The sequence below is a fragment of the Phyllobacterium brassicacearum genome, assembly GCF_003010955.1.
Classification (GTDB): domain Bacteria; phylum Pseudomonadota; class Alphaproteobacteria; order Rhizobiales; family Rhizobiaceae; genus Phyllobacterium; species Phyllobacterium brassicacearum.
The window spans coordinates 1-14,473 of the sequence record NZ_PGGO01000043.1 but is presented as its reverse complement, the minus strand read 5'-3'; the positions used below and the strand labels follow the sequence as shown (position 1 = coordinate 14,473).

General features: G+C 55.8%; 11 protein-coding genes and 4 pseudogenes. 8 read left to right on the top strand and 7 right to left on the bottom strand.

Translation table 11 applies throughout. From position 1 onward, the window contains the following. Positions 1–291: 291 nt before the first annotated feature. The 5 genes and pseudogenes from CU102_RS27685 to CU102_RS27660 form a co-directional block, all read right to left on the bottom strand. The gene (locus CU102_RS27685) at positions 292–1,722 is read right to left on the bottom strand and encodes an alpha,alpha-trehalose-phosphate synthase (UDP-forming) (RefSeq protein WP_106714263.1); all 1,431 of its coding nucleotides are present in this window, start codon (positions 1,720–1,722) and stop codon (positions 292–294) included. Positions 1,723–2,036: 314 nt separating this feature from the next. Beyond that, positions 2,037–2,624, bottom strand: a complete 588-nt coding sequence (gene otsB, locus CU102_RS31210) for a trehalose-phosphatase (RefSeq protein ID WP_425351616.1) — start codon at positions 2,622–2,624, stop codon at positions 2,037–2,039. Between the two features lie 885 nt (positions 2,625–3,509). Next, a complete protein-coding gene (locus tag CU102_RS27670; RefSeq protein WP_106714260.1) occupies positions 3,510–3,995 on the bottom strand; it encodes a cupredoxin domain-containing protein in 486 nt (161 codons plus the stop codon). 381 nt (positions 3,996–4,376) lie between these two features. Continuing rightward, positions 4,377–4,673: pseudogene (locus CU102_RS27665) on the bottom strand (DDE-type integrase/transposase/recombinase); the annotation flags it as partial. Between the two features lie 45 nt (positions 4,674–4,718). Further along, positions 4,719–5,406, bottom strand: a pseudogene (locus CU102_RS27660) (IS6 family transposase). Between the two features lie 533 nt (positions 5,407–5,939). On the opposite strand from CU102_RS27660, the gene CU102_RS27655 reads away from it, so the two are divergent. The 5 genes from CU102_RS27655 to CU102_RS27635 all read left to right on the top strand — a co-directional run bounded on the left by CU102_RS27655 (position 5,940) and on the right by CU102_RS27635 (position 11,248). Beyond that, positions 5,940–6,437: a Csu type fimbrial protein gene (locus CU102_RS27655; protein WP_166648614.1), complete on the top strand. Its 498-nt coding sequence runs from the start codon at positions 5,940–5,942 to the stop codon at positions 6,435–6,437. 25 nt (positions 6,438–6,462) lie between these two features. Next, positions 6,463–7,182 (top strand): fimbrial biogenesis chaperone, encoded by a 720-nt coding sequence (locus CU102_RS27650; RefSeq protein WP_106714265.1) that lies wholly within the window; start codon positions 6,463–6,465, stop codon positions 7,180–7,182. Then, positions 7,154–9,571 (top strand): fimbria/pilus outer membrane usher protein, encoded by a 2,418-nt coding sequence (locus CU102_RS27645; protein WP_106714259.1) that lies wholly within the window; start codon positions 7,154–7,156, stop codon positions 9,569–9,571. The genes CU102_RS27650 and CU102_RS27645 overlap by 29 nt, the downstream gene beginning before the upstream one ends. Before the next feature lie 14 nt (positions 9,572–9,585). Next, positions 9,586–10,530, top strand: coding sequence for a Csu type fimbrial protein (locus tag CU102_RS27640; protein ID WP_106714258.1), 945 nt, complete (start codon positions 9,586–9,588; stop codon positions 10,528–10,530). 169 nt (positions 10,531–10,699) lie between these two features. Then, on the top strand, positions 10,700–11,248 hold the full coding sequence (locus CU102_RS27635) for a MarR family winged helix-turn-helix transcriptional regulator (RefSeq protein ID WP_106714257.1): 549 nt from the start codon (positions 10,700–10,702) through the stop codon (positions 11,246–11,248). On the opposite strand, the gene CU102_RS27630 is transcribed toward CU102_RS27635, so the two are convergent. Then, positions 11,220–11,672, bottom strand: a complete 453-nt coding sequence (locus CU102_RS27630) for a response regulator (RefSeq protein WP_245425613.1) — start codon at positions 11,670–11,672, stop codon at positions 11,220–11,222. The two genes, CU102_RS27635 and CU102_RS27630, sit on opposite strands and share 29 nt — an antisense overlap. A 209-nt stretch (positions 11,673–11,881) precedes the next feature. On the opposite strand from CU102_RS27630, the gene CU102_RS27625 reads away from it, so the two are divergent. After that, positions 11,882–12,964: a mechanosensitive ion channel family protein gene (locus CU102_RS27625; RefSeq protein ID WP_425351615.1), complete on the top strand. Its 1,083-nt coding sequence runs from the start codon at positions 11,882–11,884 to the stop codon at positions 12,962–12,964. Positions 12,965–13,007: 43 nt separating this feature from the next. Here CU102_RS27625 and CU102_RS27620 read toward each other — a convergent pair. After that, positions 13,008–13,232: pseudogene (locus CU102_RS27620) on the bottom strand (YbhB/YbcL family Raf kinase inhibitor-like protein); the annotation flags it as partial. 79 nt (positions 13,233–13,311) lie between these two features. Here CU102_RS27620 and CU102_RS27615 point away from each other — a divergent pair. Both CU102_RS27615 and CU102_RS30690 read left to right on the top strand, forming a co-directional pair. Continuing rightward, complete coding sequence (locus CU102_RS27615; RefSeq protein WP_106714255.1) at positions 13,312–14,292, top strand: IS5 family transposase; 981 nt, start codon at positions 13,312–13,314, stop codon at positions 14,290–14,292. A gap of 55 nt (positions 14,293–14,347) precedes the next feature. After that, positions 14,348–14,473, top strand: a pseudogene (locus tag CU102_RS30690) (FAD-dependent oxidoreductase); the annotation flags it as partial.

Sequence of the window (14,473 nt, the reverse complement as noted above, 5' to 3'; positions counted from 1 at the left end):
ACCGTAAATGTCAATCAGGCGAATTGCTTAGCGAAATGCGGCGGCTACGGCAGACCCAGCGCTGTACAATACGGGGCAGGCACCAGCAACTGTTCCTTTGAAAATGCCGATAATAGCTGATTTTTGCCCGATTTGGATTGGTGCCTGAATGTCTACAATCACTCTTAAAGCGGTGATGTCATGTCTGGATGTTATGGACCCCGCCCGATTGCGACGGGACGGCTGAACGACCGTTGATTGTCACAGCTGCTGATGTATAGCCGGCTTCCTGATGCGGCTCGATATTTTATGTTATGTTAGACTTGCAGAAGGGCGCGGGGTTTTCTTGACCTTCGGCAGCTTCGGTACCGGCTCGACGCCGCCTTCCAGGATTTTCAGGAATCCAACCAGCCAGGCTTTCGCATCGAAGCGCTTAATTTTTTCCAGCAAGGCACGATGGCGTTCCTTGCGCTCGTTGAGTGGCATGGTCAGCGCGGCGTAAAGCTTATCGGCCATCTCGTCGATGTCATAGGGATTGACGATGAGCGCCTCCTGCATCTCCTCGGCTGCCCCCGCGAATTGAGAAAGCACGAGGACGCCGGGGGCTTCCGGATTTTGCGCGGCAACATACTCCTTGGCCACCAGGTTCATACCATCGCGCAAGGGTGTCACGAAGCCGGCCTGACTGGCGCGAAAAAGCGCGGCAAGCTTGTTGCGCGGCACACTGCGATGGATATAGCGGATCGGAGTCCAGTTGAAGTCCGAGTACTTACCGTTGACCGATCCGGTCAGAGCTTCCATCTCGTCACGTATGTCAGAATAGGCATCAACCGCTTCGCGCGTCGGTGGCGCGATTTGCAGGAAGGTCACCGCTTTTTCCATCTCCGGATATTTGGCAAGCATCCGGCCGAATGCTTTGACACGTGATGGCAACCCTTTGGAGTAATCGAGACGATCGACACCGATAATCTGCTTTCGGCCCAAAACCTCGCGGCGCTTGATATCGACCGCGACATCATCGGTTATCCGCTGTGACATTTCTCCGAAAGCTTCGACGTCCATACCGATCGGGAAACGCTCAACCTTGATCGTTCGTCGGCCAATGCGGACGTCGCCATTTTCGAGGACTTCAGCGTCGGTATGATCCGTCAGATAACGTTTGAAATTGTTGACGTCCAAGAATGTCTGCATGCCGATGACGTCATAGGCCATGAGGGCCTGGACCAGTTCTGCATGGTTGGAGGAGGCTGCAAGAAGATCAGGCGGAGGAAATGGAATGTGAAGGAAAAATCCGATCCGTTGCCGACAACCGAGATTCCGCAGACTTCTGGCGAATGTGATGAGATGGTAATCCTGCGCCCAAATGATGTCATCGAACTTGAGGTGGGGCATCAACGCGGCCGCAAATTTGCGATTGACGCGGTTGTAGCCGGAAAAATGCGAAGAACGATATCGAACAAGATCGAGCCGATAGTGAAACAGCGGCCACAACACACCATTGGCATATCCGAGATAGTACTCGGAATAGTCCTTCTTGGTCAGGGAAAGAGAGATCTGTGTGATTGAACCATGCTGCTCGACATGAGCTTCTTCTTTCCGGTCGCCGATTTCGCCGTTCCAGCCGAACCAGACACCGCCCCGCTCGCGCAAGGCATCAACCAAAGCAACCGCCAATCCTCCTTGTTGCACCGGCTCATTGTTCAGATCGGCAATGCGATTGGAAACGATAACCAATCTGCTCATGACGGAGCAGCGTTGATGCTCTGCGCCGACACGAATGCAACCATGTTTTCATTCGCCGCGTGTCCGGCCCTAAGGTCATGTTTCATAGCCATATGTGATCGCCCATCTCTCGGTTAATCTCCCAACGCGTTGTTTCCCTCCAGCAGATCTACGGGATTTGTTGATCATTGATCGCGGCGGCCAACCAGCGACTGTAGCCAGTCATGCAACTCGCCGATACCACTCACCTTATAGCGAGCAATGCTCTTTTCCTCCCCCCACCTTTACCGAACTGCCGTCCCATTTTGTCAACGCGCGAAAGCCATCTTCATCCGTCAAGTCGTCACCGGCGAAGACCGGTGTTCTTCCGATGAACGGCGGCTCCGCCATGAACGCCTCGATGGCGTCGGCCTTTGTTCGATCACTAGCTTGAACTCGAAAACCATCTTCCCTCGAAGTAGCCCGATGCGGCGATCGAAATTGACCAACCGTCCCGCAAACTGCTCGCATTCCTGCTGGAAGGTCGGGCTTTGTCGATAGTGCAGCGTCACTGAGCCGGACTTTTGTTCCATGATTAGGCCAGGTCGTGCACGAACGAATTCGTCGATCAGTCTTGTAATGTCGAAGAGCAAGTGCTCATCGATCGAACATCGCGTAATTTGCCCGTCGCACGAGCGACGTTCCGTGCCGTGCACTCCCGCGATTGGAAGATGCAAAGGTGAAAGCAATCGATCGAGTTCCGTGATGCTTCGCCCGGACACAATGGCCACGGCGCCAAAGAGAGTCCTTTTCAGCCGTTCAAGCACTTGCAGTGTTCTTGTCGGTACTTTTGCGATCGCTGGATCGCTGACGATTGGGGCGAGAGTTCCGTCGAAGTCCAGGAACAAAGCTATGTTCCTTATCTTCAGGTCTGGCGGAGGCATTTGGGCAAGCATGCTGATTCAAGGCCTTTCGAGCCTATGATGGACCAAAGTGCCTGATGTTGCAAAACACAGGCAAAATTTGCCGCGCAGCAACCCCTCCGGAGTTGCCGGCCTCTGTCGCACGGCAGTTAATTGTGAGAATGTTGCGCCAATATTTTCAATTGGTTAGGCTTGCAGTTAAATTGAGAATGAGCACCTAAATTGATAACCCACCGTGATTATTGGCAGTTTATTTGAGAATCCATCGACAGAAAGTTTCCCGGTATTTTGAATGTTCTCTTGAAGAGCACGCTTCTCGTGCACCAAACAGGAAGGGTCAAATCGTTTCATATTCTCAATACGATGAGCAATGTCACGTCAAATGCGATCCAAATCTCGCTTTGGCATTTTATTTGAAATCCAAAGCACTGAGATTCTCATAATTAAATGCCAAGTTTGCACAAACTGCCGCATTCTTACGTTTAAGTGCCATGCGACATCCAGATTTCCAACAGGCCGCGTTGTGGAAATCGGCACTCAGGTCAATATCCAGAATACCCTCCAATTTCCTGGGCAACTTTCAAGAGGGTATGCCAACGGACAAGCGCGTATTCCGGGGCATGCTGACAATTCTCGTCGTCGGGGGAATTGTGTTCCCGCTCGTTGGCATTTCTCTCCTTGTTATGCTGACTCTCGATTGGCTCTACTCTCGTGCCATAAAGCCTCGAACAGCTTGATTTATCCCGGCCGCCGTTGCGAAACCGGCGACCGATCACACTTGATGCAGCATAATCACCATATCGATCGGCAAAGCGCCCGACACGACAACCATTACTACAGTTTCGGATACCCCAGGCGATCCTCTCCCTGCAGCGGACGGGTCTCGGATCGCAGGAGTCGCGCCGATCAACTGCCCGGCAGCACGATCAACTCGCCGACCATCGCCGGCTGGTGGGTCCCACACCGGAAGGGAAACACACCCGTCTTGTCGGCGGTGAACGTGACGGTGGTGAGCTCGCCGCGCTTGACGGTGAAGCTGACATCGTAGCCCTCGACCGTTGCCGGGTGCTCCGCGCCGTTGATGCCCAGGATCTCGAGCGTGACCTCGTCGCCCTGGTTCACGATGATCTGGTTGGGTTGCCAGCGGTAGGTTGACACTTCCCAGCGCCCGTTGGCGTCAGGGGAGGTGAGCGCATAACCCTTGCCTTCCGGCAGTGGTGTGCTGGGGAACGGCTCCTTGTCCACCGTCGTCCCACCCTTGGGTTCGACTGCCACCATGGTGATGGTGCGCTTCATGCCGGCCGCCGCCGCGGACCCGGCTAACCCTGCCGTGGTCAGCGCCACAGCCAGGGCAAGCAGGACCGTGCTGGCCTCGAAGTTATGCCCGAACATTTGATACCTCCCTTGGAAAGATTTGCCCTCCTCCACGCGCGCTCGTGCCATCGCTTAGCGCCCGGGATGATCGCCGTACAAGGGAAACACGTGAAGGCCCCTATTATTCGATGTGCCTTCAGAAAACTGGATTCTAGCACAGCGATTACGCGTGCCGTCGACCACGAACTCGGCAATGATCCGACCATAGTTGCGCGACAGGTTGGCTGATTGGCGTGTCCTTGCTTGGCGGCACTTTTGGCACCCTACGGGGCACCGCCCGGAACGTGATCAGGTGCTCGCATACGCAACGAGCTCGTAAGACCCGCGGTAAATCATCTCCAGCGCAGGCGCTGTCACGTTGTTTGAAGGACAGGCGTGTTAAGGCCCGTGCTGACAGTTTCAGACGAGCTGGCCGCTGTCGGCTTTCCACTGGGCCATGGCTTGCAGTCGGTGATTGCGAATTTGGTTGGCAGAAGGTTTTGTGTGATCTGGAACGAAGAGATTGCGAACGGCGGAGAACAGCGAAACAAAATGTTGCAGGCTCCCGATTGATCGGAATCCCTGGCGCATTCGTTCCCGCTTTCGAAACGGTAGATGCGAGTTCTCCGCCCGGTTGTTCAAGCCCTTGTGTGAGCGATGCTCAACACCCGGCATGACCTGACGCTTTGCCGCTCCATAGGAGCGGAGCGGTTCCGTCGCAAACTTTGACGCAATTCGCGAAGCGGCATTGGTCAGCCCATTTCATGCAGCCAGGATGTTGAACTGTTCAGCAAGTGATGGAGCTGGATTATAGGCAAGCCTCGCCTGTCGCTTGCGCATCATGTGGACCAGTTCGATCCCGGAGAGGACAATGTCGGCGGCCTCTAGTGACTTGAACCCTACGGCGCTTGATCCTTCGATGATCCTGTTCGATCCGATTGTTGAGATACTTGCTCGCTCGGATCGAGATTGGCTTCTGTTCATTCTTGCCATATCCACTCCTCAGCCGGTCGATCATATCGCAGGAGATGATCGCTTCGCGGTTTGTCTGGCTGCCATCGATGACGACGCGATCAGGACGGCCATGACGGTTGAGAGCCTTGTTGAAGAACCGCTTTGCCGCAGCAAGATCGCGGTGTTCGCTGAAGAAAAACTCGACCGTATCGCCAACGCTGTCGATCGCCCGGTAGAAGTACATCCATTTGCCCCGGACTTTGACGTATGTCTCATCCACATGCCATTTAGCGGTCACAGATCGTTTGCGCTTGTTTAACCGTTCAAGCAATTGCGAAGAAAAGCGTAAAACCCATCGATGCACAGTCGAATGGTCGACATGGATATTCCTCTCTTGCATCATTTCTTCGAGATTCCGCAGGCTCAATCCGTAAGCGAGATACCAACGCACGCACAACAGAATGATAGAGCGGTCAAAATGGCGACCCTTGAACATGGATACCTCCGAGAATGATCGGAAACACGTATCCCAGTCACGTTGCCAAAGCGTTTGCGACAGATCCGAAAAGTGTCAGCGCTCCTGCGGGAGCAGGTGACGAGACGCGAATACAAGCGGACAGTGCAGACGGCGGTGACTGAAAATGTGCCTGAGGCCATCGTTGAACTTCTGAAAAAGCTGGATCAGGTCGAACAGCGAAAAAAGCCGCGAAGGTTTGTCCCCTCGAAATTTTAGCTATTGGTGTCAACTGTTCATCTTCTTAGCAAAAGCGTATCCAGCCGTTCCAAACTAGATATTTCAAATTTTGAAGTACCATTCAATTATCGCATAGATCTTCTCAAGATGTATTGGGTGGTAACATAACTTGATCGTCACGTTCATTTGCAATGCAGCATAGCATAATATAGCCATACAGTTTCCGCTTTGTGGACTTATTATGACCATCTGGCCGCAAAGACCGCGTTGTTATCAAAGTTGGTCGTCTTCTACGAAGATGCAGTTTCGTTGCGAACTTGAAGAGGGAAACACGGATGCTGAAACTACTGCGCGGAACCGCGATGGGCGCGGTCGCAATGATGACAGTACTGGGCCCGGCAATGGGGGCTACCGCTACCGGTAACATGACGGTTCGCATCACCATACAGGCAGAATGCAAGATCCAGACATCCAGTGATCTAGATTTTGGGACACGCGGCGTCATCGACGCCAACGTTGATCAGACCAGCACGATCGGTGTGCAGTGCACCTCAGGACAGACATACAATGTGGGCCTCAGCGCTGGCGCTGGCTCGGGCGCCACGACTGCTGTGCGCAGAATGACCGGACCGGCCGCCGCAACGATCGACTATACGCTCTATCGCGACACCGCACGCACGCAGCTTTGGGGTGTCACCATCGGCACCGACACCGTCGCGGGCACAGGCAACGGCGGCGTCCAGAACCTGACCGTCTACGGCCGCGTTACCCCGCAAACCACGCCGGCGGCGGGTGTCTATACCGATACGGTCGCGATCACCGTCACCTACTAATCAATCAGAACGCAAGGAGGACGACATGCGACGCATGCTTTCGTGCATTGCCGCCATCACTCTCTGTTTCCTGGGTGCAACCTACGCGAGTGCCGCGTCCTTGCGGGTGGCGCCCACCAATCTCGAGCTCATTGCCCCCGATAGCGCCGCGGTGTTGAACCTTACCAACGAATCCAGACAGCCCATCAACATTCAGGTGCGCGTTTTCAAATGGACGCAGGTCAACGGTGTCGAGCAGCTCGAACCGACCACAGATGTGGTTGCAAGCCCTCCCCTCGCCAAGATGGGGCCGAATGCGAACTATGTCGTTCGGGTTGTTCGCGTCAGCAAGGCGCCTGTACGCAAGGAAGATAGCTACCGTGTCATCGTCGACGAGTTACCGGATCCCTCACGGGCAAAATCCGGCACGGTCACGCTGATCGTGCGCTATTCGGTTCCGGTGTTCTTCCGAAATCCCGACGCCTCGGCGCCGAACGTGACCTGGAACCTCACGCGTTCGGGTCGCGGTCTGATGCTGACGGCACGCAACAATGGCGACAGCCGTTTCCGCCTGTCGAACATCACGCTTAAACAGGGCGAGACAAAGATCGGCAGCCGCAGCGGTCTGGTCGGCTATGTTCTCGGTGGCGCCACCATGCAGTGGCCAATCGGCAGCACAAAATCTCTGTCCGGCAACGCAGTGTCGTTGCAGGGACTAAGCGATTTTGGACCGTTTGATGCCAAAGTCGACATCAAGAGCCGCTAGGATCGCGATCGTTGTTATCGGCACGACCGTTTCCGTTTCGCAACTGAACGCGCAAGAGGTGCCGTTGGAACCGCTGAACGCTCAGCCTGAGGCCAATACGTCTGACGGGAGAACACTTCAACTTGAAGTGTTCATCAACGATGCCCCGATGAAGATGATCGGCACTTTCAAGGAACTTCCGGAAGGTGGTCTCGCCGCAGCACCCGACGAACTGGAACAAGTCGGCATCAAACCCACAACGGATGCGACCGGTGACGCAGGACTTGTCCATCTCGACAAGCTTGCCGGCGTATCCTACCGCATTGATGAGAGTGCCCAGCGAATCTACGTGACGACAAGTGATGACGGCCGCTCGGCACGGGTCGTTGACGCCGGCGTCAAGGAAAGTGAACCGCTCCAGCCACAGTCCGGCTATGGAGGCGTTCTCAATTATACCCTGTTTGCCAGCACCAACACGCTCTTCGATGATGATGTTGACGTGTTCCAAGGTGTCTCGGGCGCATTTGATGCGCGCGTATTCAGTCCGTACGGAACGGTCAATCAGTCCTTCATCACCGGTTATTCGGATGGCGAAATCGACGACTTCACGCGCCTCAACACAACATGGAGCTATTCCGATCCCAAGCGGCTTATGACCTACCGGGCCGGCGACTTTATTTCCGGCGGACTGTCATGGACACGGCCGGTCTATCTTGGCGGCATCCAGGCGCAACGCAACTTTGCCTTGCGCTCGGATCTGGTCACGCTTCCGCTGCCCTCGTTCGAAGGAACCGCCGCAGTCCCATCCACACTGGAAGTCTATACGCAGAATGTTCGCACCTATACCAGCGACGTTCCAGCGGGACCGTTTCAGGTGACCAATCTACCCGCATTTTCTGGAGGCGGCGAAGCAAGGGTCGTACTGCGTGACAGTCTCGGCCGCGAAACCACCGCGACCCTGCCGTTCTATTCGTCCAGCATGCTCTTGCGTCAGGGCTTGCTTGATTTTTCCGCAGAAGTCGGACTGCCACGCCGCAACTTCGGTATTGAATCCAACGATTATGACGAGCGCATCATGGGGGTTGCCACCGCGCGTTACGGGGTCGCGGACTGGCTGACACTCGAGGGCCATTTTGAAGGCGGGGACGAGTTGCTCAACGGCGGTGTCGGCGCCGCCTTTCCGCTTGGATCTTATGGTGCCGCTTCACTGGCGGTTGCCGGCAGCCACAACGGCGGACGAACCGGGACCCTCTTCAATGCCTCGATCGAATTGGACTATGGCGGCTGGACCATCTATGGCCGCATGCAGCGCGCCTTTGGCGACTATGACGATATCGCCTCGGTCACGGCAGATCCGGTTGTCATCAGCTCGGATCAATTTTCGGTCTTTAGCACGGGCGTTCCACGCTCGCTTGACCAGTTGACTGTCAGCGTTCCGATGCCGCTCGATTTCTCCAGCCTCAACCTTTCCTATACGAGCCTCGAAACGGCCGACGGTGAAAACAGCAGGATTGTCGGCCTTTCCTATAGCCAGACCATGTTCAAGCAGAGTACCTTCTATGCATCGGCCTTTACCGATCTTGAAGACAGCGACAGCTTCGGGTTATTCGCCGGTCTTTCGATTCCATTTGGCAATGATATCACGGCAACCACCGGCCTCGAACAGGGTCCTGACGGTGTGAATGTCGTTGCCGACATTGCCAAATCGGAGACGCAGGAAAACGGCAGCATCGGCTGGCGGGCACGAACTTCCGAAGGAGACGTTGCAAATCGATCGGCCGCAATCAGTTATCGCGCGCCATTTGCGCGCTTTGAAGCCGGCGTCCAGCAATTTGAAAGTGATGTCCGCGCCACGGCGCAGATGGACGGGGCGATTGCGGTGGCCGGCGGCGGGGTCTTTGCCACCAACCGCATCGACGATGCCTTTGCGGTCGTGGACGTCGGGACAGCGGATGTCGAAGTGCAACAGCAGAACCGGCCGGTTGGCAAAACCAACCGCAGTGGTCGCATTATCGTGCCTAACCTTAATTCCTATGAGCCGAATACAGTCTCGATCGATCCGAAGAACCTGCCCGTCGATGCCGATGTGCCTGCGACGCGGGAAGTTGTGGTGCCGGCTGATCGCAGCGGCGTCGTCGTCAAGTTCGGTGTTTCCGAAACGCCGCAAAGCGCGCTCGTTACCGTCGCCGACAAGAATGGCGTGCCACTACAGGCTGGTCTTTCCGGCAAGCTCGAAGGTAGCGGGGAAGAATTCGTCGTCGGTTATGATGGCCAAGCTTACATTCGCGGCCTGGCAGCCCAAAACGCGATCGTCGTTGATCTAGGGGAAGGAAAGACCTGCCGCGCCGAGTTTCCCTATAAAGCCGAGCCAGGAAAACAGGTCGCAGTCAACGGTCTACAATGTCTGTGAAGCAAGGCCCCGGGATGCTGCGCACTGTAAGTCTTATCCTGTTTCTAATGCTTCCATCCTTGTCCTTCGCGCAAAGTTGCAGCTTCAGTGTCTCCAGCCTGAATTTCGGGGCCGTCGACACTCTCTCGGGCGCCCAGATCAATTCGACGGCATCGATCAGCGTAAATTGTACCGGAACTCCATTACAGCGGATCCTGCTCTGTCCCAATCTCGCCGCCGGCAGCGGCGGAGCAACATCCGCGGCCGCCCGGCAAATGAAGAGCGGTTCCAACGCGCTGAACTTTCAGCTTTATTCAGATGTGGCGCGCAGCATTGTCTGGGGATCGTATAATTGGAGCTACGCAGCCCGGTCGCCAGCCTACGCCCTGACGCTGAGCGCCCTTGGCTCCGCATCGGGGACCATCACCCTCTATGGCGCGGTGCCGGGCGGACAGTCGACGGTTGTCCCCGGAACCTATCTTTCGACTTTCTCCGGTGCGACGAATACCCCATTTCGCTATCGTTATAACTCCGGCAGCAATTGCAATTCATCCACCGGCACAGCGACTACTGCGACATTCACCGTCAATGCTAGCGTCGCCGCTAATTGCCTTGTGGCGGTCCAGAACATCGATTTCGGCGCCAAGGGTGTGCTCAGCGCCAACAGCGACGCAACCGGCGGGGTTTCGGTCACATGTACACCGGGCACGACCTATACCGTGGCGCTTAACGGCGGAACCACCAATTCGGCCCCAACCGCCCGCAAGATGTCCAAGGGAGCCGAGACGGTGACCTATGGTCTCTACAAGGACGCGGCCCGATCGCAGCCATGGGGCGACGCGACGACGCCCGGCAGCACGGTGCCCGGTGCCGGAAACGGTCTGATTCAAGCATTGACAGTGTATGGGCGAGTGCCACCACAGACGACACCGACGCCGGGCACTTATACCGATACAGTTGTGGTCACGGTGACGTACTAGCCAAGAATGGAAAGACTCGATCCGGCATAAGTGTCGTGGTTTGCAGAACTGGGCTTCCAGTGCCCAAGACGAACACTGAACCATGCCCCGGAAATTTGTCGCGGAGTTTCGTCGTCGAAGATGGATTTGAGCCAACGTTTACAACCCTCTATCCGCAAAGGAAAAATTCGTGGTCGACAAAAACCAAAAGGGCACAGTTTGTGAATTGTCAATCGTCGAGAACGAGCCGGAGTCTGCTGAAACTACATCCCATGATACGGCCGGGTTTTATGTTCCCTCTTTCGAATTGGCGCGTTCACTGGACCGGCTCAACCGTCGATTTGCCTCCTTCCTCCAGGCAGAACTGACGACATTGGGCGTCACAGAGATAGGCGCGTCGCTGACGATGATCCTTCTTGCGGTTGGCGAGGATGAAATTTCTGTCAGTCGGCTGTCGGAACGATTGGATTACGGCGCCACCAACATGTCCTATTATCTCAAGCAGCTTGCGACAGCAGGTTTCCTCGAACGCTACAAGTCACCGCGTGACAAGAGATCAGCGCACGTGCGCCTCACTGAAAAAGGGCGAAAGCTCTGTGCCGACCTTGCCCATATCGATGCGCAATTTCATCGCTTTCTCGATAAACATCCGGATGATCTCGACAGCCTGGCCGTAACATTCCTGGTATTGCACAGGATGGATCAAGCGTTTAGAACCGGGATGCGATATAGATCATAGAGTTCTGTGTTTTGAACATCATTGATATTGATGTAATTGTTAAAGGTTGGCCTTTCCCCAGCGCTTGCTGAATTCGCTCGAGATTGTGCTGATGATCATAGGGCTTCGCAATCGGGCTTTCCTCACACAGTTCTGCGGCTATCTCAGCTGCGTTTGCATAGCCGGAGGTAAGAATGACCACCTTGATTCCAGGTTGATGCTCGCGAATCCAATTCGCCAGTCCAAACCCGTCCATGTCACCAGGCATTTTTACGTCGGAAAAGACGAGGTCTACATGAATACCGGACTGCAGGAGCGAAATTGCTTCATCAGCACTGCCACCTTCGATGACGGTAAAGTCACAATCGCGCAAATAGTCCGAAATCGTCATCCGGATAAAAGCTTCGTCTTCAACGACAAGAATGAGCGAATAGCTTTCCGACACGTAGTAGCCTCAGTTCTGTAACCCTAATGCGGCAAACGAATTCAGTTCCGACGATGACTATTCGTCCGGGATGAGTGAAATATCCCTAGCCGATTTTTCTTGCCCTTCTGCTGCTGCAGGCCACCTGTTTTCATCTCACTCTTTCAATATCCGGCCCCGCACTCTACCTTGACGGGATGCGAGATTTTGTCATTCATCTCCAGGAGCCGGTGGCATGGTTGCCAAACTGGGTCACAAGTCTCCTGCTCATAGTCGGTGCGATTGGCATCGGCTTGACCGCGCATCGCGCTCTTTACAATCTCCTTACCCGTATGGTCGCAGACCGGGATTTGTTCTGGCGCTCGCTGGTTTCGCGAACCGAGCGTCCCGCGCGCTTCGCCATTGTAGTAGCGGCGCTGGCGCTGGCGGTCTCGATTGTGCCGCTGACGGATCTGCAAGCCTCGGTGCTTCGTCATGTTCTGCTCATTTGCTTCATTGCGTTGATTGCCTGGATGGTGAAGTCCGCTACGCATATCTGGACAACGGTTTATCTCAGGCGCTTCAAACTAGATGCCGAAGACAATCTGCTCGCGCGCAAGCATGTGACGCAATCGCGAATCATCGGGCGAATTATCGACCTGCTGATCATCGTGATCGCCGTCGCCGCTGCACTGATGACGTTCGATGCGGTCCGGCAATATGGCGTCAGCCTGCTGGCATCAGCCGGTGTGGCCGGCGTTGTGGTTGGCCTGGCGCTCCAACCGGTCTTGAAAAATCTTTTCGCGGGCATTCAGCTTGCTATCACCCAGCCGATCCGCATCGACGACGCACTGCTGGTTGAAGGCGAGTGGGGCAATGTCGAGGAGATCACCTCAACCTATGTCGTCGTCAAAATCTGGGACTGGCGGCGCCTCATTCTTCCGCTCAGCTACTTCATTGAGAACCCGTTCCAGAACTGGACACGCGAGAGCGCCTCGCTGATTGGCACAGTGATGATCTACCTTGATTACAGTGTGCCGATCGCAGTCCTTCGCAGCAAGGTCGAGGAGATTCTCGCCGCTTCGAAACTATGGGATCGCCGCGTCGCCAATGTTGCCGTCACCGATTTTAAGGAAAACGTGATGGAAATCCGCATCCTCGTGTCCGCAACGAATTCCGGCCGAACATTTGATCTGCGTTGCGAGGTTCGTGAAAAGCTGATTGACTTCGTTCAGCACGAGTATCCGCAGGCATTGCCCCAGGTTCGTTTGAATCCCCGCAATGCCGCGACAAGGCGATCGGCGACCAGCACATCAGTACCGCGAGAGAACTGAGATTCGCCCAGCCGAAATGCTGCCCCTGGTGTGGCTTCGAATTCTACATCTCAAATGTTCCGGTCAGTGTCGCCTGCGCAAGCATGTATTTCCTTGCTTCATTCCACATTAATCCAGCGCCTGCTGAGCTGGGCACAGAAAGATTTGGAACATCGAGTGCCGCCAAGCGAAAATGATAGTGGTGCACTCCATGATCTTTGGGTGGTTGCGGACCGTCATAACGCGCATTGCCGAAATCGTTCTCCGAAAAACGCGGCGCTTGGCCCGGCAGAGGCGTTGGTGCGTAGATAACTTCTGAACGGTCTCGAGATAGATAGAGGAGCAGTTCCCATCTCGATCGTGGTCTCATGCCGAACAAACACAATGCCGCTCGCCGTCATCACATCGCGAAGATGAAATTCAGGGTGACGAACTGGGTGGAATACGAAGCGGGCTTGCGTCGTCGTGGCAGCCTGACATTATGGATTACGCCAGAAGCGTTGGCAAAATGGCGTGCGTCCCGGCGCAGAACTCCAGGTGGGCAGCCCCGCTATTCCGACCTCGCGATCGAGACGACGCTGATGCTGGGCTGCGCATTTGGAATGCTGCGTCTGCGCCAGACCGAAGGGCTGATGAATTCTGTGATCGACCTGATGGGACTGGATTTGCCTGTTCCCGATCACACAACCCTCAGCCGCCGGGCACAGAAGCAACCGACCAGAATACGATCCTCCTTGCCGGATGGTCCGCTGCATGTGCTGGCAGACAGCACGGGATTGAAAGTGTATGGCGCCGGGCAGTGGTTGCAGGAGAAGCATGGCGCGAAGTCGCGCCGCAACTGGCGCAAACTGCACCTGGCCGTGGATGCCGACAGTGGCCGGATCGTTGCCCATACACTCACGGATCAGGACACTGACGATCCTTCGCAGGTGGCACCGCTGCTCGATCAGATCGATGGTGAGATTGGTCAGTTCACCGCAGACGGGGCCTATGATGGCGCGCCGACATATCGGACCGTCCTGCGCCATAGCGATGCCGCGCAGGTTGTCATCCCACCACGCTCGAAGGCGGCACAACGCAGCGATACGGGACCACCCGGCCAGCGGGACAGCCACATCACGGCGATCGCAGAACGGGGACGGCTGAACTGGCAGGCGGCCACCGGCTACGGCAAACGCGCCCTGATCGAGACCACCATGGGGCGCTACAAGGCGCTGATCGGACCGCGTCTGCGTGCACGGTGTTTTGCGGCTCAACAGACTGAAGTTGCCATCGGCTGCGCCGTTCTCAACCGCATGCTGGCAACCGGACGCCCGGATTCCGTCCGCCGAAAAAACAGACAGCCATAACAGACGGCATCAAAGAGCGAATTGCGCCTCCTCTCATATCCGCGCACCAACGCCATTGGAAGCCGAACGCATCGGCTGGGGCGCTTCCGGACGCAATGGCGGTTTTGTCAGTCCGGGTTATGCCAATGACGGCGATGCGATCGAGCGCGCCGTGGGCGCTGACCACGCCCGCAAACTCCAC